The organism is Haladaptatus sp. CMSO5 (genome assembly GCF_036689885.1).
Taxonomy (GTDB): Archaea; Halobacteriota; Halobacteria; order Halobacteriales; family Halococcaceae; genus QDMS2.
In genome coordinates, this window is record NZ_JBAHVW010000001.1 from 570531 (window position 1) to 592319 (window position 21789).

A 21789-nucleotide genomic window follows, 5' to 3' on the forward strand; every position below is an offset into this window, starting at 1 on the left:
CCCCTTCGCCTCTTTCGCCCGAACATATGCGCATCGCCGTGCCGAACAAAGGCCGACTGCACGACCCGACGATTGACCTGCTCGAACGCGCAGGGCTCCATGTCGTGGACGGCGCAGACCGCAAACTCTACGCCAGCACGGTCGACCCCGACGTGACGATTCTGTTCGTCCGCGCCGCAGACATCCCCGAGTACGTCGCAGACGGCGCGGCAGACATCGGCATCACGGGCTTAGACCAGAAACACGAATCCGGGGTCACGAACCTCACCGACCTCTTAGACCTCGGCTACGGCCAGTGTCGCCTCGTCCTCGCCGCGCCCGAAGACGGCGACATCGAGGAAATTTATGATTTGGAGGGGAAAACCGTCGCCACCGAGTTCCCGAACATCGCGCGCAACTACTTCGCAGAACGCGACATCGACCCTGACATCGTGGAGGTCACGGGCGCGACCGAACTCACCCCGCACGTCGATATGGCCGATGCCATCATCGACATCACCTCGACGGGGACGACGCTTCGCGTCAACCGGCTTGCCATCCTCGACGAAGTGCTGAACAGCTCTGTCCGGCTGTTCGCCCGCGATGACGTGGTTGACGACGCCAAGGTGGGCCAAATCAAGACCGCGCTCAACTCCGTGTTACACGCGGAGGGCAAACGCTATCTGATGATGAATGTCCCGCGCGACCAGCTAGACGCCATCCGCGAGGCGCTCCCCGGTCTCGGCGGGCCAACGGTCATGGACATCGCGGGCGGCGACGCCGTCGCAGTTCATGTGGTCGTTGACGAACGCGACGTGTTCGAGACAATCACCGAGGTCAAACAGCTCGGTGCGTCCGGGATTTTGGTGACCGAAATCGAACGCCTTGTCGAATAATCAGACGGGTGCGGTACTGAGCAGCGCCAAGAGGTTTGCGAGGACGAGCGCGATGAGCACCGTCACGGTGTAGTGGATGACCGTGATGAGGCCGCCCGTTTTGAGCCTGACGCGATAGACGAAGCGAATGGCGAGGAAGTCTGCGAGAAAACCCATCACGAGCATCACCGCGACGGGGTACTGTTGGAGCAGAATCGTCACGAGTGCGGGCACGGGCCCGACCATGAGCGCGCGGGTGACGGGCACGTCTCCGAGGACGTAGCGGGCGGCGATGTGCGCCGTGAGTGCGTAAAAAAGCGCCCCAAGGACGAACGTTCCGGCGACCGCGAGCAGGCCGCCTTCTGCGGGAGTGACCTGCAATGCGGTAGAGTCCATACTGGGTGTTGAGTGCTCGAAAAGGCTTGTGTGTGGCGAAAGTTACTCGAGCAGGCCGAGTTCTTCCAGCCGCGAGACAATTTTGTCGACGGCGTGCTCTGCGTCGACGGGCTGTTTCCCGCCGGTGATGACGAGTTTGCCGGAGCCAAAGAGAAGGGCGACGACTTTCGGTTCGTCAATGCGGTAGACGAGGCCCGGGAACTGCTCTGGTTCGTACTCGATGTTCTCTAAGCCGAGGCCGATGGCGATTGCGTTCAGGTTGAGGTTGCGCCCGAGGTCGGCGCTCGTGACGATGTTCTGGACGACGATTTCCGGGTCTTCGTCGACGTCAATGTTGAGTTCACGGAGCTTGTCGAACACGATGTTCAGGCTCTCGTGGACGTCGTCGGTACTCTTCGCGCCAGTGCAGACGATTTTGCCGGAGCGGAAGATGAGTGCGGCAGATTTCGGGTTCTGCGTACGGTAGACGAGACCGGGGAACTGCTCGGGGTCGTAGTCCGCCCCCTCAAGGTCCATTGCGACAGACTGAAGGTCGAGTTCCTGACCGATGCCTGTGGAGGCAACGACGTTCTCGATATTAATAGTCTCCTTGGGGTCAGTCATATTTCGTTTAAAAACTTGTATTTAAGGTTTATAAATGTTGGTGCCCGATTCCGACAGGTTCCGGCGTATTTAACCGATACGCTCTTTGTTCGAGGTTTCAGAGTGCGGACTGTGTACGTCCTGGAACTCGGCGGCGAAGACCACGCCTTCGCTGCCTGCGAGGCCGAAAGCGCCGCCACGAGCGTCTCTGTGATGGCCACCGGCCTCGCTCGCTGTGGCAGTATCGACCCCGATTCCGTCTCCCGACTCGCCTACACCCACCGCGCAAGCGAACTCGTTGGCCACACCGACGCCTCCATCGGAAGCGCTCGCACCCTCCTTTCTGCTGCCACATTCGACCGTGAGGGGAGCGTCGCCGTCCGCGCCCGCAACATCCAGCGCACCGCGAACGTCTCGACGCAGCAAGCAGAGCGCGAACTCGGCAGCGTGCTCGTCGAACGCGGCTTCAGCGTCGATTTAGACGACCCAGACCACACGCTTCGCGCGCTGTTCGCAGACGACGTGTGCGCCCTCGGCTGGGAGGCGGCCGCGAGCGTCCGCGACTTTGGTGACCGGAATCCGACCAATCGCCCCTTCTTCCAGCCCGGGTCGATGGCACCCCTGCTCGCCCGCGCCCTCGTCAACATCGCCGGTGGCGGCCCCGGTCGAACCATCGTCGACCCGATGTGTGGCACCGGCGGCGTCTTGCTCGAAGCTGGACTCATCGGGGCGCGCGCCATCGGTAACGACGCCCAGTGGAAGATGGTGCGAGGCACTGAGGAAAATCTCGGAGCGCTCCTCCCCGACGACGCCGACTTCGGCGTGATACGCGGGGACGCAACCGCCCTCGCGCTCCGGGACGACGTTGCAGACGGCGTGGTGTTCGACGCACCGTACGGTCGCCAGTCGAAAATCGCCAACCTCGACCTCGAAACACTCGTCGAAGGCGCGCTCAGTGAAGCCCGCCGCGTCGGGAGCAAATGCGTCCTCGTCGCAGACCGCCCGTGGGCCGAAGCCGCCCGTGCGGCGGGCTGGGAGGTCACCCACGCCTTCAAGCGCTACGTCCACGGGACGCTCACGCGCCACATCCTCGTCCTCTCTCCTCAGGACATGTCGCCGGGGTCGTCCGACTCGTAGAGTTCGCGCACTTCTCTGAAGTAGTCATCATCCGTTATCTGGTACAACTTACCGAGCTGGATGAGGTGGACGCCGTGGTAGTAGTCGTTGCCCCGATACGGGTCTGGGTACCGCTCTGTCTGGCCGAGTTCCCAGCGTCGGTGACCGTCTAAGCCATAGTAGCTCACCTCACCGGGCACGCGCAGGTTTTCTGCGTACTGTTGGATGGTCGTGACGCTCGCGTCGAGCAGACGTTTCGCCTCTGCGGATTTCGTGTGCAGCCAGTAGTCGTACAGCCCCCAGATACCGATGCAATAGCCATTCAAGACGTGCGTTGGCGGCTCAAAGGGGTACTCCTCGACCCAATAATATCCATCTGAATCGACCATCGTCGTCCACGGGCCGTCGGTGGTGCGTTTGACGGACTTGAACGTCTGGAAGACGCGCTGTGCGAGTCTCTTGTACTTCTCGTCGCCGGTGAGTTCGTGGAAGTAGGTGTACGCAGAGAGGCCCACGCCCTGGCACATGCCGGAGTACCACGGCGCTTTCAGCTCGGCGCTCGACCCTGCTTTGTCGAGGCGATAGGAGAAGTACAGGCCGTCGTTTTCGCCAACGGCGGCGTCGTCAACGAGCGCCTGTGACATCTCTTCTGCCTTTTCGAGATATGCCGCGTCGCCCTCGGTACGATAGCAGTGCAGCAGCCGAAGCAGCCAGCGCGTCGTTCGCAGCGGGAAGTGGCCGGTTTCGCCGTCCACCGTGGCCGGAATGAGGTTCGGCACGCTGTCGAGGGCGTCCGGTGAAGTCCGACATTCCGGCGGTGAATCGCGGAATGCGCCGAAAAACTGCGGTCGCTTTTCGTACGGTAACTCACGGTAGGTGTGTTCGGTTCGCTGGATGGGGACCTCGCCAACCAGCGCTTCGTGGGTTGGTTCCGGCGACTCGGTGGTCGTCTGCGTCTCCGTGGTCTGTGTCTCTGTCGGCTCGGTGGTCGTGGTTCTGGCGGTGGTCGCCCCCGAGTCGTCGCTGTTGGGGGGTAACTGCGAACACCCGGCGAGGCCGAATGCGCCCGCGAGTGCGAGCAACCGCCGCCGGGAAGTCGTGAGGCGGTTACTGGGTGGCCGCTTACCCATCGCGTCTGTTCACGCTCCTCGTTCCCATTGCTGTCAACAGTCCTGAAGTATCTCGACCCCCCACCAGGGAACCGAGAACCCGGAGGGAGGTTCGCCGGTCGTGTCGTAGCATTCACTCCACTGTGACAGACAGTCGCTGTAAATGTTTTTTGGTCAACATTTACGTCCACTAATCGGAGAGGTCACTGTACTAGTGTCACTAAAATCGCGTGACTACGGGCGGTTTTGCATTTTCGTCAAGTTGAACTGGAATGTGGGTGTGCGTCACACTCGTCGCCGGTCGCCGGTCCAAAACTCTCGATTTGAAGGTCACATTTCGTGTCGATACCCCACCCATCCGAGCAACGCTTTAGCCGGTGTCTGTCATCTCTTTGAATAATGTCTGACGCCGCGTCCGCTGGCCGGTGGCGTGCCCTCTTCCTCATCGCACTCGCCGAGTTACTCATCATGTCGCTGTGGTTCTCCGCGACGGCGGCCGCCCCCGAACTCGCCACCGAGTGGGGGTTGACGCCGAGTGAATCGGCGTGGCTCACCACCTCCGTCCAACTCGGCTTCGTCGCCGGAGCGCTGCTCTCTGCGATTTTCACCCTCTCGGACGTGATTCCTCCAAAATACCTCATCGCCGGGTCGGCGCTTGTCGGGGCGGGCGCGACCGCCGCCATCGCCACGCTCGTCTCCTCGCTTCTCCCCGCCGTCGCGCTCCGCTTTCTCACCGGGATGGTGCTCGCAGGCGTCTACCCGCCCGGCATGAAACTGCTCGCCGGATGGTTTCGCGCGGGCCGCGGCATGGCCGTGGGCGTCCTCGTCGGCGCAATCACTGTCGGCTCTGCGCTCCCCCACCTCATTCGCGTCATCGGCGGCGTTGGCAACCCACGCGCCGTCTTGTTCGGCGCGGCGGGCGTCGCCCTCGTCGGTGCGGCCATGGCGCTGTTCGTGACCGAAGGCCCCTACCAGTCGCCCGCCGCGCCGTTCGACCCGCGAGCGACGGTGCGCATCCTCCGCGACCGCCCGACCCTGCTCGCAAACGGCGGCTACTTCGGCCACATGTGGGAACTCTACGCCGTCTGGACGTGGATTCCCGTCTTCCTCGTCGCCAGCCTCGCCGCCGGGACGCCCGGAACCGCGCAAACCGCCGGCCTGCTCGCTTTCGCCACCATCGCCGTTGGCGGGTTTGGCGCGCTCTTCGCTGGCCTCGCCGCAGACCGCCTCGGCCGAACTACCATCACGAGCGCCAGCATGACAGTGAGCGGGCTGAGCTGTCTCACCGCGGGGTTCGTCTTCGGCGCACCGCTCTGGATTCTGACCCCGTTTGTCTTGCTCTGGGGGTTCGCCGTCATCGCCGATTCAGCGCAGTTCTCGGTGTCAATCACCGAACTCGCAGAAGGCAGCTACGTCGGCACGGCGCTCACGCTCCAAACCGCAATCGGCTTCCTGCTCACGATTGTCTCGATTCAACTCATCCCGATTCTCGTGGAGTTCGTTGGCTGGCAGTGGGCGTTTGCCCCGCTCGCTATCGGCCCCGCGATCGGGACGCTCTCGATGCTCAGATTGCGGATGCGCCCGGAGGCTGAGCGGCTTGCTGGCGGCCGAAAATAGCTTACCGACCCAACTCAGCGAGTAGGTGCGAAATGTGAATCCGGTCGCTCATCGCAACAGGATTCTTATCGACCCAACTCAGCGAGTAGGTGCGAAATGTGAATCCGGTCGCTCATCGCAACAGGATTCTTATCGACCCAACTCAGCGAGTAGGTGCGAAATGTGAATCCGGTCGCTCGTCCCCTCTGCCAAATCCATATCAATCTCGCCTGCAATCTCGTGGAGGTGTGCGAGGTTCTCGCCGCTGTAGCGCGAGCGCGCCACCGATAGAATATCCTGTAACACCTCGCCGCCGCTGTAGCCTTCGTCTACGAGCAGGTCGTCGAGAATCTTTCGCGCGTCGGTGAACTGGCGTTTCTCGGCCTTTGCAACCATCGTCTCGACCTGTTCTTTGTTGCCGATGTCACCGAGGGTCTCGTAGGCGGTTTGCATCGTGATTTCGCCCGCGTCCTCGTAGGTGGTTTGCGCCCCCAAAATTGCTTTTCGTAAGTCGCCCCCACCGTAGCCCGCGAGGTACTGGATGCCGTCGTCGTCGTGGTCAACTTCCTCTGCGTCAACGATGCGCTGGAGCACTTCCGCGGACTCTTTGGCGGTCGGTGCGCGCACGGGAACCGGGAAACACCGCGATTTGATGGGCGGAATCAACTTGGTGGGTTGGCGCGTCGTGATGACGAACTGCGTCGTCGCGTGGTGGCGCTCCATCACCCGGCGCAGCGCCTGCTGGAAGTCCTCGCGGATGGCTTCTGCGTTGTCGAGGAGGATGGTTTTGTAGTTCCCCGACACCGGCGCGTAACTCGCCGATTCCTTGAGGACGTGGTTTATCATGTCGCGCTTTGGGAGGTCGCTTTTCCCGGTCAGGAAGTGCTCGAAGCGCGGGTCGTTCGTGATTTCTTTCTTGGTTCGGTTGAAGAAGTCAGCGACGTTGATTTCGACCAAGTCGTTATCCGGGTCGTCATGTGCGGCCGCGGCGAGTGCGCGCACGGCGGCGGTTTTTCCGCTTCCCTGTGGCCCGTGGAGGACGAGATTGAGCGGTTCGTCCACCGCTCGCGTGAGGTAGTCGCGTACCTCCGGCTGGGGGAGCTCAGAAAGCGTTGGCGCGTGCGTATCGGTCCACAGCGGCCCGTCCATTAGTGCAAGAAAGGAACGGCGGGGGTAAGAATCGGTCGGTTATGCGGCCGTCTCGGTGCCCTGTCCGTTGCCGTTCGCCGAGGCGTTTGCCGCCGCCGAAAGCGAGACTTCCGCTTCGCCTTCTGCCTCGCCGGAGACGGCTTTCACCTCCACGTCGCCTTCGGCGGGTGCGCTGAAGGTGAGCGTTCCGTCCTCATCCGTGGTTCCGACTACTTCGCCGTTCACGGTCACGTTTGCGTCCGCGACGGGTTCGCCCGCCTGCGTGACTTTCACGGTCGCGTTCTCGTTTGCGACGACTTCGCCGACAAACTCGACGGAGAGGTCGTCTGCGTCGTCAGATTCCTCACCCTCGTCGTCTTCTTCGGCGTCGGCTTCCTCATCGTCCTTCGCGCCGATGTCGGTGTACGGAATGTTCGCGCCGGATTCGCTCACGACCGGCTTGATGACGTACTTCCCGCTGTTGCCCGCAGAGTGGACCGTGATGTCGTAGACGAAGTCGGTCTCTGACTCCGCGTCAACCGTGAACTCGGATTTGATTTTGAGCGTGTTGCTCGGGAGTTTCACGTTCACTTTCTCGCCGTCGGTGAGCGTTCCGTTCACGTCTGAGATGTGGAGGCGTACCTCGGTGTACGTGCCCGCCTCGAGGTCGAACTCGGAGAGCTTCTCTGCGTTTTCGCCCTGCAACTGCGTCAGGTCGAACGTTTTCGCGTCAACGTCGTAGGTTTCCCAGCCGTCGTCGCTCTCGGATTCGGCTTCAGTCTCATTTTCCGCCTCGGTCATCGTCGCCGTCTCCTCGGTCTCCGTTTCGTTGTCTTGAAGTGCGGCTTCCTCGGCGGTGGTTTGGGTCACCGTCGTTTCGGCGGTCGTTTGCGCCGTCGTCTCGGTCGCCGTTTCGCTCGCGGTCGTCTCCTCGGCTGTCGTCGCCGTGGTAGTCGTTTCCGTCTCCTCGTCGCCACCGGCTTTGCGGAACGACACCGCATCGACCGTGACGTTCAGGTGTTCGAAATCGCCGATGGCGTTCTCTTGGTCAGAAATGTAGAAGTTTACCGTTCCCGTCGTCGCGGCGTCGCCGCCGCTCGCCGTCGTTGTCTCGTCTGTCGGTCCCATCCCGCCGGTACACCCTGCGAGGACGAGCAGGGCGGCCATGAGCAGCGAACCAATCAGTTTCTGTGACATACGCTTCTTTCGTAGTATTCCTGCGGGATAAGAACCATCTTTCGTTCCCAACCGTTTCAATCGGTTCACGTCGGTCGGTTTTACCGATGAACAGTTCGACGGGTCGCAGGCTGTTTCCGAAGCGCGTTTAATCCTCCATCGCCCAAATTCGGGCAATGCGCGTGACGTTTCTCGGAACGAGCGGGGCGGTGCCGACCACCGAGCGCAATCCCAGTGCGCTGATGGTCAACCGCGAAGGCGAGCGACTGCTGTTCGATGCCGCCGAAGGCACCCAGCGACAGATGATGCGCTTTGGAACCGGGTTCGCCGTCTCCCACCTGTTCGTCACGCACCTCCACGGCGACCACGTCCTCGGAATTCCCGGCCTCGTCCAGACGTGGGACTTCAACGGGCGCGACGACCCGCTCATGATTCACACGCCAACCGGCACCCGCCGCGAAATCCGGAATCTCGTCGAAGCGACGGGCGCACGCCCCTCCTACCCCGTCCACATCAACGAAGTCGAACCCGACGAAGTCGCCTACGCAGGCGAGGATTACGAGGTTCGAACCTTCGAAACCGACCACCGAACCACGTCGGTCGGCTACGCGCTGGTCGAAGAAGACCGCAAAGGCCGATTCAACCGCGAAAAAGCAGAGGCACTCGGCGTCCCCGTCGGTCCACTTTTTCAAGAACTTCACGCCGGTAACCCTGTGGAACTCGAGGACGGAACCGTCGTCGAACCCGAGCAAGTCGTGGGCAAGCCACGACCCGGCCGCCGCTTCGTCTACACCGGCGACACCCGTCCTTCCCCAGCGGTCATCGAGGCGGCCACCGACGCAGACCTGCTCATCCACGACGCGACGTTCGACGACGAGCGCGCAGGCCGCGCCCGCGAGACGGGCCACTCGACGGGTACCGAAGCGGGCGAAGTGGCGAAAAAAGCGGGCGTCAAACGCCTCGCGCTGACGCACATCTCCTCGCGGTATGCCGGCAACGCGGGGCTCATCCATTCGGATGCTGTTGCCGCGTTCGATGGTGACGTGTTCGTCCCTCACGACGGCCAAACCGTCGATGTCCCTTACCCGGATGACTGATACCCGGCGCACCGTCGCCGTCATTCTCGCGTGGCAGGTCGCCGCGAGCGTCTGCTACTACAGCGTGTTCGCCGCGACGGGCCTCATCCAATCCGGATTCAGCCTCTCGAAATTCTCGCTCGGCCTGGTCGTCTCGACGCTCACCCTCGGCTACACCCTCTTTCTGTTCCCGATGGGTGCGGCCGTCGATGGCCTTGGCGAAAAACGCGTCATGACCGCGGGGCTCGTCGCGCTCGCCTTCGGCGTCCTTGGGGTCACCCTCGCCTCCTCGTTTGCCTTTTTGCTGGGCGCGGTGTTCGCCCTCGGCGCGGCCTACGCGACCGCGATGCCCTCGACCAACCGCGCCATCGTCGAGAAAGTGCCAAACTCAAAGCGCAACCTCGCTCTCGGCATCAAACAGGTCGGCGTCTCCGCCGGCGCAGGTGCGAGCGCGCTCGTCGTCACCGGCCTCGCCGCCCGCGCTGGCGTGCCGTGGGATGCGGGATTTTACGTCGCCGCCGGCCTCGCTTTTCTCGTCACCGCCGCATTCTCACAGGGCTACCGCGACGGGAGCGCTGGAACGGGCGCACTCGCCATCCCGGACGTGCGCGGCCTCGCGGGCAACCGCGCCTACGTTCTGCTCATCGTGGGCGGGGTGTTCCTCGCCGCGACGCTGTTCACGATGACGGGCTACCTCGTGCCCTACCTCACCGAATCCATCTCGATTTCGGTGGGCGTTGCGGGGCTCACTCTCGCGCTCGTCCAAGTGATGGGGAGTACGGGAAGAATCGCCTTTGGCGGCCTCGCAGACCGGCTCCCGGGGGAGTCGGTGCGCGGGAGCGCACTCATCATGGTCGTCCTCGCACTCTGCTCTGCGGCGCTGTTTTTCGTCCTTCCGCTGGCCGACGCCCGCCTCACCGCGATTGCCGTGTTCGCGCTGCTCGGCCTCTCCGTCCTCGGCTTTACGGGCCTGTACCACGCCTCGGTGACGATGCTCGTCGCGCCCGACGAGGTGGGGGCGGCCACCGCGGGCGCGCAGACCGCACTCAACTCCGGCGCGCTCGTCATCCCGCCCTTGTTCGGCTACGTCGCGGACGTGAACGGCTACGCTGCGGGGTGGCGCGTGCTCGTCGTCTTCGCCCTGCTCGCCGCCCTCTTCTTCGGCGGCGTGGTCAGACAAACCGCCTGAGGCGGGTGCCGCCGTGAGTTTAAGTAACAAGGCGCCCTAACCGACCGTGTGAGTACTCGAACGAGTGCCCTCGACGCCCTGATTTTCGGGGTTGACGTGCAAAGCGGCGACATCCGGGGTGACGCGCCTTCCTTCGCCCTCGTTGCCTTCACCGGCGAGTCACTCGACCGCGATGTCGTCACCTTCCGCAAGCTTCGTCGGCTCATCCAGCACGACCAACCGGCCATCGTCGCCACCGACAACATGTACGAACTCGCCGCGGACAAGGACGCCCTCGTCCACTTTCTGCGCGAACTCCCGAGCGAGACGAAACTCGTGCAGGTGACCGGCGACGAACGCCCCGAACCCCTTTCGAGGGTCGCCTCGCGCCACGGCGTCCCCTACGGCAAAGACCCGATGCAGGAAGCAGAAGCGGCGGCCCGACTCGCCGCTGCGAACGTCGGCTACGAGGTGTCTGCGTTCACGAACACGACGAGAATCAAGGTCTCACGCGGGCGCTCGACCGGCAAAGGCGGCTGGAGCGAAGACCGCTTTACACGGCGGATTCACGGCGCGGTTAGAACCCGTACTCGCGAAGTCGAAGCCACGCTCAAAGACGTTGGCCTCGACTTCGAGAAAGCCGTGACCGAGAAGTACGGTGGCTATTCAAGGGCTATTTTCACGGTCGAGGGCCGTCCCGCAGAGATTCCAGTGACGACCCACCGCTCCGGTGACGTGCGCGTCGAAATGGAGCGCGAGCGCCGCGACGGCATCGAGTTTCGCCCGCTCGCACAGCGCCGCGACCACGTCCTCGTGGGCATCGACCCCGGGACCACCACCGGCGTCGCCATCGTCGGCTTAGACGGCGAAGTGCTCGACGTGCTCTCTACGCGCACCGCAGATACGGCGGCGGTTATCGAGTGGATTATCGAGCGCGGCCGACCGATTCTCGTCGCCGCGGACGTGACGCCGATGCCAGAGACCGTCGAGAAGTTCCGTCGCAGTTTCACCGCGGCGGCATGGGAACCGACGAGCGATTTGCCCGTCGATGAAAAACAACACCGCACCCGCGAGGAGGGCTACGACAACGACCACGAACGTGACGCGATGGCCGCGGCGCTGTTCGCCTACGACGCCCACGAAGACCAGTTCGACCGCATCGCGCAGAAAGTCCCCGCGCCTGTAGACCGCGGCGAGGTGACCGCCCGTGTGCTCGCCGGTGGCGAAACCGTCGAAGCCGTGTTGGACGACTTACTGGCAGACGACGACCCGGAAGAGGAGCAGACGGAACACACAGAGCGCGAATTGACGCGCGAAGAAAAGCGTATCAAACGCCTCGAAGCACAAGTCGGTCGGCTCCAATCGCACGTCGAAGACCTTCGTGAGACGATTGCAACGAAAAACGAGCGTCTCACCGAGTACGAAACTGAGCTGTCACAGGCCCGCCGCGAGGAGCGAAAAGAGGCACGCGAGCGCCGCGAAATCACCCGCGTCGAACGCGATAACGAGCGTTTGAAGCGCGAACTCGCCGCACAAAAATCGACGAACGAAGAACTCGCTGACAAACTCGAACGGCTCAAAGACCTCTGGCGCATCGACCACTCGAATCTTGCAGACGTCGCGGGCGACACCGACCTCGTCTCGGTCAAACCCCTCTCACAGTTCACGAAAGGTGCAATTTCGGAGACGAAAGACCGCTACGGACTGGCGAAAGACGACGTGATTTATCTCAGAGATGCGAGCGGGGCGGGCCGGAGTACCGCGGAAGCGCTCGCCGCAACCGAGCCACGCGTCGTCCTCAAACACGGGACGCTTTCCGATGCCGCTGAAGCGGTGTTGTTCGCCCACAATATTCCTGTCGGAGATTCGACAAACGTTACGATTCAAGAGATAGACGACCTCGCTGTGGCGCGCGAAAATGACGTGAATGCCGTCATCGAGGCGTGGGAAACGCGCGCAGAAAAACGCCAGAAAGAGCAACAAGAGGCGATGATAGACCGCCTCATCAGCGAGCATCGTGCTGGCCACGGTGAGAGTGACTAGAAATTATTAAAAACTGTTGTCAACTAGGGGCACGTTTAACCCATCCACTCCCCTATGTATCCATGCTACTTCCAACAGTGTGGCATTTTTCCACGTTGGAGTGGCATTAGGTGCCGGAAACGGCCCCTCCCCCCTACCCCACTTTACACCCTGTTAGAGACACCTCTTCCCGGAGAGGCAGTTGTCTGTTACGCGCGCACCCGAACAAAGGTGATACCTATGTGTGTAGGTTCCCTCCGCCATCCCTGTCGAAAAACGCCGATAACCGCTTTCGTTGGGCCGCTCTCAGGTGTTGGTGGAACGTTGCAGAGGATATGCCCATCGACGCGGCGATTTCCTCTGCGGTCGAACCACGTGGCCAGTCGAAGTAGCCCGCGTGGTAGGCAGCGCTGAGTGCGTCGCGCTGGCGGTCGGTCAGTTGCTCGTTGAGTTTGTGCCTGTACTCGCGGGTGGTCTCGACGGGACGGTTACGCTCGCGTTTTGCGGTGAGCGTGGCGTTCGGGTAGATATCAGACACCGCGTGGACGGCGGCGTGGATGTCTGCTTCGGGCGCGAACTCGACGACGATACGGGTCACTCCGTCTTCTGACACCGTGCGCGTAATCTGCCCGCCGAGGTCCATGAGCGACTTGGTCGCAGACGGGGCCGACACGTTGAACTCGAACAGGGCCGTCCCGTTGTCTTCGCGGATGCGTCTCAGTGTTGTGACCTCGGGAAACGCGCGCGCGGTCTGCTCTACTCTGTCGGCTGGCGCACCGCTCACCTCACAGTAGAGGACGAGTCCGCCGTCGTTGCGAGTCACGAGTTGGTGTATCTCGATGTGACACGGCGCTTCGCGCGCGAGCTTTGCGAACACGGCGTTTTCGTCTGTGATTTCGAATTCGAGTTCGATGACCGAATCGGTGAACAACAGCCGCCGTGCTTGGCTGGCGTTGATGGCGTAGCCAATCGTCTCGCCGAGTTCGGAGAGCACGTCGAGTTCTCCGGTGGTGAACGCATCCTCGCGGTCGGTCGAGATGACCAACACGGCGTACACCGTCGTGTCGTACACCAGCGGGATTGCCACCGACGACGTGCCACCGAGGTGCAGTGACTGGTGTTGGATTGACTCGGGAATGGCCGTCATCTTCGAAACGTTGTCTGCGAGGTAGTACGTCCCCGTTGTGAACACCTTCGCCGAGGGCCACTGCTCTGCGTCTTCGGGGCTGTTTCGGGCGAGCGATTTCAGCGTGTCGTAGTAGGCATCATCGACGCCTGCGCTCGCTCGCGGAACCACCCCCATGCCGCTCGCGTGTCGCACGCCAATCCACGCGAACGTATAGAGGTCTGAGGCGGCGATACAGTCACAGACGGCGGTTTCGATCTCCTCCTGCGTCGTCGCCCCGACGAGCGAGTGGTTGATGTCTCTGATAACGCTGTTAATCTGATTGACCGTCTGTAGCTCCGCGTGCTGCTCGATGAGCGCTTGTTCACGCTCCTTTCGCTCGGTGATGTTTTCGACCGAGACGACGACGAACGCGACCGACCCGTCGTCGTCAAAAATCGGGGCAGCGTTCAGCGAACACCACAGCCACTCGCCGTCGCTCCGGGGGATTTGGTACTCTTGGTTGTAGAGTGGCTTCCCGGTGAGAATCACCCGCCGAATCGGGAGGTCTGCTTTCGGGACGTGGGTTCTCGTCTCGTCGTACACGGGCCACTCTTCGAGCCGGGTGATTTTCGCGACGATTTTGTCCTTTGCCGCGCCAAGCAGGTCTGCGAGACGGTCGTTTACGCGAACGATTGTCGCATCGCCATCGAAGACGGCGATGCCAACCGGACTGGTTTCGAGAATCGTCGACGTAATCGCTTCCGACTGGGCGGCGTCGGTTTCGCGCGCCACTAGCTAACGTTGTGCAAGGGAGGCTGATAAAGTCTGTGCAGGTGACGATACATCAACACTGAACACAGTCTCAGACGCTATCTAAAGGGCCAGCAAGCTTTTACCAGTTGTGCAACGATTGAGAAATATGGTTTCGTTCGCCCTCGCTGGTGGTCCCGATTTGGGGGTGTTGCTGGTTCTCTTCCTTATCTTTAACGCGGTGTTAGCGGTGCTTGCCGGGTCGTGTGTCTACAGAGACGCACAACGAAGCGGGAAAAAGCGCGCGTCGTACTGGGGGGCGTTTGTGGGCACGCTGTTCTTGCTCAACGTGATGACCGGCACGGCCGGGCTGTTCGCGTATCTGCTCTCGCGCAACTAGAACATCCCGCCCATCCCGAACGCAGAGAGCAGCCCCGAGACGAGTCCTTTTGCGACGAGCCCAACGCCGACGAGCACGAGCGCGAGTCCGGCGGCGATAAGCGGGTCTGCAACGGCAATCACACCGAGTCCGGCGACCAGCACGACGAGGCCAACGAGGCCTGCGGTACCGAGTTTGTCCAACATACTCCGGGACTTTCGGCGCGGACGCTTAAGTGCGATGATGGCGGCTCAGAACTCGTTGACGACCGGAATGCCGACCGACTCGAAGTCCGATAAGGCCGCGAGCTTCTCGGGGACGGCATCGAGCGAAACCGTCTCCGAGACGATTTTGCCGGGGTCGAGGCTCCCGTTTGCAATCATGCGGAAGATTTCGTCGTAGCGGTTTGGCTGCATCCCGAACGCGCCGTAGATCTCTTTTTCGCCCATGGCGATGGCGTCTATCGGGAGTGCGATTTCGCCCTGTTCGTCGCTCGTCGTCAGCCCGATTTGGAGGTGCTGGCCGCCTTTCACGAGGCAGTTCACCGAGTTCTGGCACGTCTCTTCGATGCCGAGCGCGTCGACCGAGACGTTCGCCCCGCCGCCCGTGAGGCGCTTTATTTCGCGGGTGACCGAATCGACCTCGGTGGCGTTCACGGTCTCGTGTGCGCCCAGCTCACGGGCCTTGTCGAGTTTGGACTCCCCGATGTCCACGGCCACGACGGTCGCGCCGAGCGCGGCGGCGATGTGGACCGCCGAGAGGCCAACGCCGCCACAGCCGTGGACGGCGACCCAGTCGCCGGCGTTTACTGAGACGCGGTGGGCGAGACCGTGGAAGGCAGTGGCGAACCGACAACCGAGCGCCGCGACCGAAACGGGGTCGACGTCGTCGGGGAGGCGGACGGCGTTGTGGTCTGCGTCGGGGAGCGCGAACTGCCCTGCGAACGCACCCTGTGCGATGCCGACGAAGCCGAGCGGGACGATGTTCTCACAGATGTTCGCCCGCCCCGCCCGACAGTGCGGACAGGTTCCATCAGAGAGGTTGAACGGCGTGGTGACGCGGTCGCCTTCCTCGAATCGCGTCACGTCCGCACCGACCTCGCGGACGATGCCAACGGGTTCGTGGCCAAAAATCTGACCGGGTTTCGGTTTCACGCCCACCCAGTCCCAGTCGCCCTGCCAAGCGTGCCAGTCCGAGCGACAGATGCCACACGCCTCCGTCTCGACGACGATGCCGTGTGGCTGGCATTCTGGTTCCGGTACGTCCTCTACGGTGAGCGGTTCCCCCGCACCCTGAAACACTACTGCGCGCATTGGTACCAGTTCACTAAACGCGCGGTTAAGTGTGCGGGAGACGGCAGTCAGCGGTGTCATCGCCCGGTCGAGGTTGCAAATCTTAAATGCCCTCCCGATAAACAGGCCCCCATGAGCGAGAACGAGAGCAATGAGGGCAGGAAGAACCTGCGGATGCCCGATGACGGTGAGGTGTTCGCGGTCGTCACGGACATGCTCGGCGCGAACCGGGTGAAAGTGCAGTGCATGGACGGGGTCGAACGCACCGCCCGCATCCCCGGTCGGATGCGAAAGCGCGTCTGGATTCGAGAGGATGACGTGGTCATCGTCGAACCGTGGGACTGGCAAGACGAGAAAGCAGACATCGTCTGGCGGTTCAAAAAGCAGGAAGCAGACCAGTTGCGCCGCGAAGGCCACATCACCGCGTGAAGTGCCATCGCTTTTAGGCGTAGACACCTTACGCTCCCGTAGATGAGCGATGACTACGGCCTCGTAGACACCGAGATGGAAGACGCCGACGAATGGGAGGAAATCGACGTCCCCGATAGCGAGGCAGACCGCATCGCAAAGAGCCACGACCGCGACTTCGAGGAGTTCGCCATTCGATTGAAGGACACAGAACAGTTCAAGGTCGAGGCAGCGGTGTTCGACGACGCGACGCTCGCGGCGCTCTACAAACTCGTCCAAGACGGCTACATCGACGCGTTTGGTGGGCCGATTTCGACTGGCAAAGAGGCGAACGTCTACCTCGCAGACGGCCCCGACGGCGAAGTCGCCGTGAAGGTGTACCTCATCAACACGAGCAACTTCCGCCAGATGCGCGACTACTTAGAAGGCGACCCGCGCTTCGAGGGGATTGGCAACCGCAAACGACAGGTCGTGATGGCGTGGGTCAAAAAGGAGTTCGCGAACCTCAAACGCGCGAAGAAGGCCGGCGTCCGCGTCCCAGAGCCAATCGCCACCGAGCGAAACGTCCTCGTCATGGAGTACTTGGGGCAGGGCGAGGACCGCGCCCGCCGCCTCGGTGAGGTACACATCGAGAATCCCGAAACCGCCTTCGACGTCGTCCGCGAATACATGCGCCGACTCTACGACGCGGGCCTCGTCCACGGCGACCTCTCTGAGTACAACATCATCGTCCACGAGGGCGAACTCACGGTCATCGACCTCGGCCAAGCGGTCACTGTCCACCACCCGAACTACCGCGACTTCCTCACCCGCGACTGTCGCAACATTGCGAACTTTTTCGCCCGACAGGGCATCGATACCGACACTGATTCGCTGCTCGCTCACGTCACCGGGCAGGACGCCTGACCCAGCGAAACGCAGTTATCGGAGAGTGACGTTTCCCCGTCATGAACGAATCTGTGGAGGACGTCGGCCCTGACGAGGCGTTCGCGCTGCTCGGCAACGAGACGCGCGTCGCCATCCTCCGTGCGCTCGCAGATACACGAGACGGTCCGTTGTCATTTTCCGACCTCCGCGAACGCGTAGGCATGCGCGACTCCGGCCAGTTCAACTACCACCTCGGAAAGCTCACGGGTGTGTTCATCGACAAAGTCGAAACCGGCTATCGCCTGCGCTACGCCGGGTCGCACGTTGTTGGCGCGATTCACGCCGGGGCGTACGAACACGCTTCGTCAGTTGGCCCGTTCACCCTGCCCGACCCGTGCCCGGCGTGTGGCGGCGCGCTCGAATTCGCCTACGAGAACGAACGCGCGTCGGTCATTTGTGCGGCCTGCGAGCGAACCAGCTTAGACGGTGCCGTTCCACCGGGCGTGTTTGACGGGTACGAGCGCGACGAGTATCCGCTCGTGTTCGACCGCTGGCTGCGCTCGAAAGCCCGCAGTGCGGTCGATGGCTTCTGTCTCTCCTGTGAGGGACGGACCACGCCCGAAGTCTTGCTCGACGTTGACGCCCGTGGCACCGATGACCGGATGGCACGATTCGGCTGTAAGCGCTGTGATGAAGCCGTCTATATGACGGTTCCAGAGGCGCTCTTGTTCAACCCGGCGGTGATTGCGTTCCACCACGACCACGGCGTGTCGCCAACTGCCGAACCGACGTGGCGTCTTCAGTGGCTCAAAGACACGGCCGTCGAAACCGTTTCGACCGACCCGCTCCGCCTGCGCGCCACGGGCCACGTCGAGGATGGCACGCTCACGGTCACCGTCGATGACTCGCTTTCGATTACCGACGAACACCGCGCATAGTCTCTCCACTCTTACAGAATATCGCTTCTGCAACGCACGCGACAGAAGTGATATTCTGCAATCATTTATGGCCGCTTTCTGCGTCACTGCAGCCATGCACTCGCTCTCTCGAAATGGGCCATTTCTCCGGCTCATGGCCGGGCGGCTCATCACGAATGCGGGCGACAGCCTCTACTATATCGCGGCGATGTGGCTCGTCTACTCGCTCACGGGGTCGTCCTTCTACACGGGTCTCGCAGGCTTTCTCACCCTTCTTCCGGGGGCGTTTCAGTTTCTCGCGGGGCCGCTCGTCGATCGGCTGTCGATTCGCCGCGTGCTCGTCACGACGCAAGTGATTCAAGGCGTTCTCGTGCTCGCCATCCCGCTCGCCCACTACACCGGCCACCTCACGGTCTGGTTCGTGCTCGTGGTGATGCCCATCCTCTCTGCGCTCAACCAGTTGGTGTATCCCGCCCAAATCGTCGCGCTGCCGCGGCTCGTCGCTGACGACGAACTGGTGGCGGCGAACTCGGCGTTCTCGTTTGCCTATCAGGGTGTGGACTTCGTGTTCAACGCCGTTGGCGGCCTCATCGTCGCCTTCTTCGGCGCTGTTGCGCTGTTTCTCGCAGATTCGGTGACGTTCGCGGCCGCAGCGTTGCTCTTTTTTTCCGTTCGCGTGCCGCCTGCGGAGGACACGACTGAGACGACGGGCTCGCCCGTCCAGAACTACCTCACCGACTTGCGCGAGGGTATCGCAGCGCTTCGCAACTCGCCCCTGTTCATGCTCATCGTGGGTGCAGTCGTGGCGAACTTCGCCTTCGGCGGGGCGTTCGCGGTGTTTCCGGCGTACGCCGACACCCTCGGCGACTCTGCGGCCTACGGTTTCTTGCTCGCCTCGCTTTCTGGGGGGATGCTCGTCGGCGCGATTGCGGCGTCGTCGGTCGATCACTTCCCGATTGGCCGCCTCTTGGTCGTAAGCTACGCTGTCTCCGGGGCACTCTGGGTGGCGGCGATTCTCGCGCCCTCGCTCTCGCTGACCGTCGCGCTCATCGCGCTCGCCTCCGTGCCCATCGGCGCGACGAACGTGCTTATCATGACGCTCGTCCAGACGGGGATGCCAGAGCGTCTCGTCGGGCGGGTCACCTCGGTGCTCACGAGCATGGCCACGGTGGCGACGCCGCTCGGGGCGCTGCTCGGTGGGGCGGCGGCTGACGTGTACGGCACCCAGCCGGTCATGCTTGCAACGGGCGCGTCGTTCTTGTTCGTCGCGTTCTACGTGACCGCCCTCCCGACGCTCCGTCGGTTGGGGCCGATTGGGGACGTGGAGTTCGGCGTCACAGCGGGCGCTGAGTGAGCGCTTCGGCCGTGTGCGAAGGCTTAAAACTGCGTGAGAAAGTAGAGTCCGCCATGCAACACGTAAAGATTCCGCAAGACCGCATTGGCGTCCTTATCGGTGAAGGCGGTGCGACCATGCGCGAAATCGAGGAGCGTGCGGAGGTACGCCTCGACATCGACTCGGAGTCTGGCTCTGTGAAAGTCGAGTCGGTTGGCGATCCCATCACCGGCCTCATAGGCCCCGATGTGGTGCGCGCTATCGGCCGGGGGTTCTCCCCGGACGCGGCGCTCTCCCTGCTCAACGACGACATGATGATGTTCGACCTCATCGACATCGACGCTCACAGCCGCAACAAAAACGACATGAAACGTCAGAAGGGCCGCCTCATCGGTGAAGGCGGTCGCACCCGGCAACTGATGTCCGAACTGTCCGGTGCGGCGGTCACCATCTACGGCTCGACCCTCGGTATCATCGGCACGCCAAAACAGGTCGAAGTCGCCCGCAAAGCCGCAGAAATGCTCTTAGATGGCGCGCCCCACGGCACCGTCTACTCCTACTTAGAACGCGCCCACAACGAACTCAAAACCGAGGGCATGGAGTTCCACCGCTTCTCCGGCTAACAGTATATAAACTGTCGTTTGTCAGTCGTTCTCACACCCGCTGGCGGTGGCTCTGTGTCACGTTTTCTCAACTGGCTGCCAACAGATTTATATAGAATCGCATTCAATCTGCTGACTGATTATGGCTCAGCGAATGGGCAACCAGCCCCTCATTGTACTTTCAGAGGATAGCCAGCGCACATCCGGTCGCGATGCGCAGTCGATGAACATCACCGCCGGCAAGGCGGTCGCCGAAGCGGTACGCACCACGCTCGGCCCGAAAGGGATGGACAAAATGCTCGTCGACTCCATGGGGTCGGTCGTCGTCACGAACGACGGTGTGACCATCCTCAAGGAGATGGACATCGAGCACCCTGCGGCGAACATGATCGTCGAAGTCGCCCAGACCCAAGAGGACGAAGTCGGTGACGGGACGACGACCGCCGTCGTCATCACGGGCGGCCTGCTCCAGCAGGCAGAAGACCTCTTAGAACAGGACATCCACGCGACGACCCTCGCACAGGGGTACCGTCAGGCCGCAGCCAAGTCCAAGGAAATCTTAGAGAACATCGCCATCGACGTCTCCCCAGACGACGAGGAGATTCTCACCCAAATCGCCGCGACCGCGATGACCGGCAAGGGCGCAGAGAGCGCTAAGGACACGCTCTCTTCGCTCGTCGTCGACGCCGTCCGCGCCGTCGCTGACGAAGACGGCATCGACACGGACAACATCAAAGTCGAGAAGGTCGTCGGCGGCTCCATCGACGAATCCGAACTCGTCGAAGGCGTCATCATCTCGAAGACCCGCGTCCACGACAACATGCCGTACGCCGTCGAAGACGCGAACGTCGCCGTTCTCGACCAGGCGCTCGAAATCAAGGAGACGGAAATCGACGCCGAAGTCAACGTCACCGACCCAGACCAGCTCCAGCAGTTCCTCGACCAAGAGGAAAAACAGCTGAAGGAGATGGTCGACAAGCTCAAAGCCGTCGGCGCTGACGTCGTCTTCTGCCAGAAGGGCATCGACGACATGGCCCAGCACTACCTCGCAAAGGAAGGCATCCTCGCCGCCCGGCGCGTCAAGAAGTCCGACATCAAACGCCTCGCCCGCGCAACGGGCGCTCGCGTCGTCTCCAACCTTGACGACATCGAGGAAGCAGACCTCGGCTTCGCTGGCTCCGTCGCAGAGCGCGACGTTGGCGGCAAAGACCGCATCTTCGTCGAGGACGTCAAAGAAGCAAAGTCCGTCACGCTCATCCTCCGCGGCGGCACCGAGCACGTCGTCGACGAAGTCGAGCGCGCAATCGAGGACTCCCTCGGCGTCGTCCGCGTCACGCTCGAAGACGGCAAAGTCCTGCCCGGCGGCGCAGCACCGGAGACGGAACTCGCCCTCGGTCTTCGCGACTACGCCGACTCCGTTGGTGGCCGCGAGCAGCTCGCCGTCGAAGCGTTCGCAGACGCCATCGACGTGATTCCACGCACCCTCGCAGAGAACGCTGGCCTCGACCCAATCGACAGCCTCGTCAACCTTCGCTCGAAGCACGACGCAGGCGAGACGACGACGGGCCTCGACGCCTACACCGGCGACATCATCGACATGGAAGCCGAAGGCGTCGTTGAGCCACTCCGCGTCAAAACCCAAGCTATCGAATCCGCAACCGAAGCCGCAGTCATGATCCTCCGCATCGACGACGTCATCGCGGCTGGCGACCTCTCCGGTGGCCAGGTCGATGACGACGATGACGACATGGACATGGGCGGCATGGGCGGCGGCATGGGTGGCATGGGCGGTATGGGCGGCATGGGCGGCGCAATGTAAGCTCCCCTCAAAGGAACACCATACACCCACCTCAACCCACGTCCAGTATCGCTGCGAAACCAAACGCCGATTTTTTGCTGCTCACCCGCGA

The 21789-nt window shown here is 62.4% G+C and carries 20 protein-coding genes and 1 pseudogene; 13 read left to right on the top strand and 8 right to left on the bottom strand.

All coding sequences use genetic code 11. From position 1 onward, the window contains the following. Positions 1-26 precede the first annotated feature (26 nt). A complete protein-coding gene (gene hisG / locus V5N12_RS03040) occupies positions 27-875 on the top strand; it encodes an ATP phosphoribosyltransferase (RefSeq protein WP_332897679.1) in 849 nt (282 codons plus the stop codon). On the opposite strand, the gene V5N12_RS03045 is transcribed toward hisG, so the two are convergent. Together V5N12_RS03045 and V5N12_RS03050 are read right to left on the bottom strand one after the other, a co-directional pair. Further along, positions 876-1250 carry a DUF7473 family protein gene (locus V5N12_RS03045; RefSeq protein ID WP_332897680.1) on the bottom strand — a complete coding sequence of 125 codons (375 nt, stop codon included), beginning with the start codon at positions 1248-1250 and terminating at the stop codon, positions 876-878. It abuts the gene before it with no gap. A 42-nt stretch (positions 1251-1292) separates the two neighbouring features. After that, on the bottom strand, positions 1293-1853 hold the full coding sequence (locus V5N12_RS03050) for a TATA-box-binding protein (protein WP_332897681.1): 561 nt from the start codon (positions 1851-1853) through the stop codon (positions 1293-1295). 111 nt (positions 1854-1964) lie between these two features. On the opposite strand from V5N12_RS03050, the gene V5N12_RS03055 reads away from it, so the two are divergent. Beyond that, the gene (locus V5N12_RS03055; RefSeq protein WP_332897682.1) at positions 1965-2969 is read left to right on the top strand and encodes a THUMP domain-containing protein; all 1005 of its coding nucleotides are present in this window, start codon (positions 1965-1967) and stop codon (positions 2967-2969) included. Here the strand turns inward: V5N12_RS03055 and V5N12_RS03060 are convergent. Continuing rightward, positions 2936-4078 carry a D-glucuronyl C5-epimerase family protein gene (locus V5N12_RS03060; RefSeq protein WP_332897683.1) on the bottom strand — a complete coding sequence of 381 codons (1143 nt, stop codon included), beginning with the start codon at positions 4076-4078 and terminating at the stop codon, positions 2936-2938. The genes V5N12_RS03055 and V5N12_RS03060 overlap by 34 nt on opposite strands. Before the next feature lie 378 nt (positions 4079-4456). Here V5N12_RS03060 and V5N12_RS03065 point away from each other — a divergent pair, with 378 nt between their 5' ends. Continuing rightward, positions 4457-5674 (top strand): MFS transporter, encoded by a 1218-nt coding sequence (locus tag V5N12_RS03065; RefSeq protein WP_332897684.1) that lies wholly within the window; start codon positions 4457-4459, stop codon positions 5672-5674. 129 nt (positions 5675-5803) lie between these two features. Here the strand turns inward: V5N12_RS03065 and V5N12_RS03070 are convergent, their stop codons facing one another. Then, positions 5804-6802, bottom strand: coding sequence for an AAA family ATPase (locus V5N12_RS03070; RefSeq protein WP_332897685.1), 999 nt, complete (start codon positions 6800-6802; stop codon positions 5804-5806). 39 nt (positions 6803-6841) lie between these two features. Continuing rightward, positions 6842-7978, bottom strand: a complete 1137-nt coding sequence (locus V5N12_RS03075) for a DUF4382 domain-containing protein (protein WP_332897686.1) — start codon at positions 7976-7978, stop codon at positions 6842-6844. A 155-nt stretch (positions 7979-8133) separates the two neighbouring features. On the opposite strand from V5N12_RS03075, the gene rnz reads away from it, so the two are divergent. Genes rnz through V5N12_RS03090 form a run of 3 tightly spaced genes read left to right on the top strand, consistent with a single transcriptional unit; the run spans position 8134 to position 12244 of the window. Further along, complete coding sequence (rnz, locus tag V5N12_RS03080; RefSeq protein ID WP_332897687.1) at positions 8134-9054, top strand: ribonuclease Z; 921 nt, start codon at positions 8134-8136, stop codon at positions 9052-9054. After that, positions 9047-10222, top strand: coding sequence for an MFS transporter (locus tag V5N12_RS03085; protein WP_332897688.1), 1176 nt, complete (start codon positions 9047-9049; stop codon positions 10220-10222). The genes rnz and V5N12_RS03085 overlap by 8 nt, the downstream gene beginning before the upstream one ends. Before the next feature lie 48 nt (positions 10223-10270). Beyond that, the gene (locus V5N12_RS03090) at positions 10271-12244 is read left to right on the top strand and encodes a DUF460 domain-containing protein (protein ID WP_332897689.1); all 1974 of its coding nucleotides are present in this window, start codon (positions 10271-10273) and stop codon (positions 12242-12244) included. A 217-nt stretch (positions 12245-12461) separates the two neighbouring features. Here the strand turns inward: V5N12_RS03090 and V5N12_RS03095 are convergent, their stop codons facing one another. Continuing rightward, positions 12462-14123 carry a bacterio-opsin activator domain-containing protein gene (locus V5N12_RS03095; protein WP_332897690.1) on the bottom strand — a complete coding sequence of 554 codons (1662 nt, stop codon included), beginning with the start codon at positions 14121-14123 and terminating at the stop codon, positions 12462-12464. Positions 14124-14250: 127 nt separating this feature from the next. On the opposite strand from V5N12_RS03095, the gene V5N12_RS03100 reads away from it, so the two are divergent. Then, a complete protein-coding gene (locus tag V5N12_RS03100) occupies positions 14251-14481 on the top strand; it encodes a hypothetical protein (protein ID WP_332897691.1) in 231 nt (76 codons plus the stop codon). Here the strand turns inward: V5N12_RS03100 and V5N12_RS03105 are convergent. Both V5N12_RS03105 and V5N12_RS03110 read right to left on the bottom strand, forming a co-directional pair. Beyond that, positions 14478-14666 (bottom strand): DUF7470 family protein, encoded by a 189-nt coding sequence (locus V5N12_RS03105; protein ID WP_332897692.1) that lies wholly within the window; start codon positions 14664-14666, stop codon positions 14478-14480. The two genes, V5N12_RS03100 and V5N12_RS03105, sit on opposite strands and share 4 nt — an antisense overlap. Positions 14667-14711: 45 nt before the next feature. Continuing rightward, a complete protein-coding gene (locus V5N12_RS03110) occupies positions 14712-15773 on the bottom strand; it encodes a zinc-dependent alcohol dehydrogenase family protein (protein ID WP_332897693.1) in 1062 nt (353 codons plus the stop codon). A 111-nt stretch (positions 15774-15884) separates the two neighbouring features. Here V5N12_RS03110 and eif1A point away from each other — a divergent pair, with 111 nt between their 5' ends. The 6 genes and pseudogenes from eif1A (at position 15885) to thsA (ending at position 21698) form a co-directional block, all read left to right on the top strand. Further along, positions 15885-16181 carry a translation initiation factor eIF-1A gene (eif1A, locus tag V5N12_RS03115; RefSeq protein ID WP_332897694.1) on the top strand — a complete coding sequence of 99 codons (297 nt, stop codon included), beginning with the start codon at positions 15885-15887 and terminating at the stop codon, positions 16179-16181. A gap of 42 nt (positions 16182-16223) precedes the next feature. Beyond that, positions 16224-17139, top strand: a pseudogene (gene rio1 / locus V5N12_RS03120) (serine/threonine-protein kinase Rio1). Then, positions 17108-17965, top strand: a complete 858-nt coding sequence (locus V5N12_RS03125) for an ArsR/SmtB family transcription factor (RefSeq protein WP_332897696.1) — start codon at positions 17108-17110, stop codon at positions 17963-17965. Before rio1 ends, V5N12_RS03125 begins: the two are co-directional and overlap by 32 nt. A gap of 94 nt (positions 17966-18059) precedes the next feature. Beyond that, on the top strand, positions 18060-19298 hold the full coding sequence (locus V5N12_RS03130; protein ID WP_332897697.1) for an MFS transporter: 1239 nt from the start codon (positions 18060-18062) through the stop codon (positions 19296-19298). A gap of 53 nt (positions 19299-19351) precedes the next feature. Then, positions 19352-19900, top strand: coding sequence for a KH domain-containing protein (locus tag V5N12_RS03135; protein WP_332897698.1), 549 nt, complete (start codon positions 19352-19354; stop codon positions 19898-19900). Positions 19901-20033: 133 nt separating this feature from the next. Beyond that, on the top strand, positions 20034-21698 hold the full coding sequence (gene thsA, locus V5N12_RS03140) for a thermosome subunit alpha (protein WP_332900066.1): 1665 nt from the start codon (positions 20034-20036) through the stop codon (positions 21696-21698). The last annotated feature ends 91 nt before the right edge of the window (positions 21699-21789 follow it).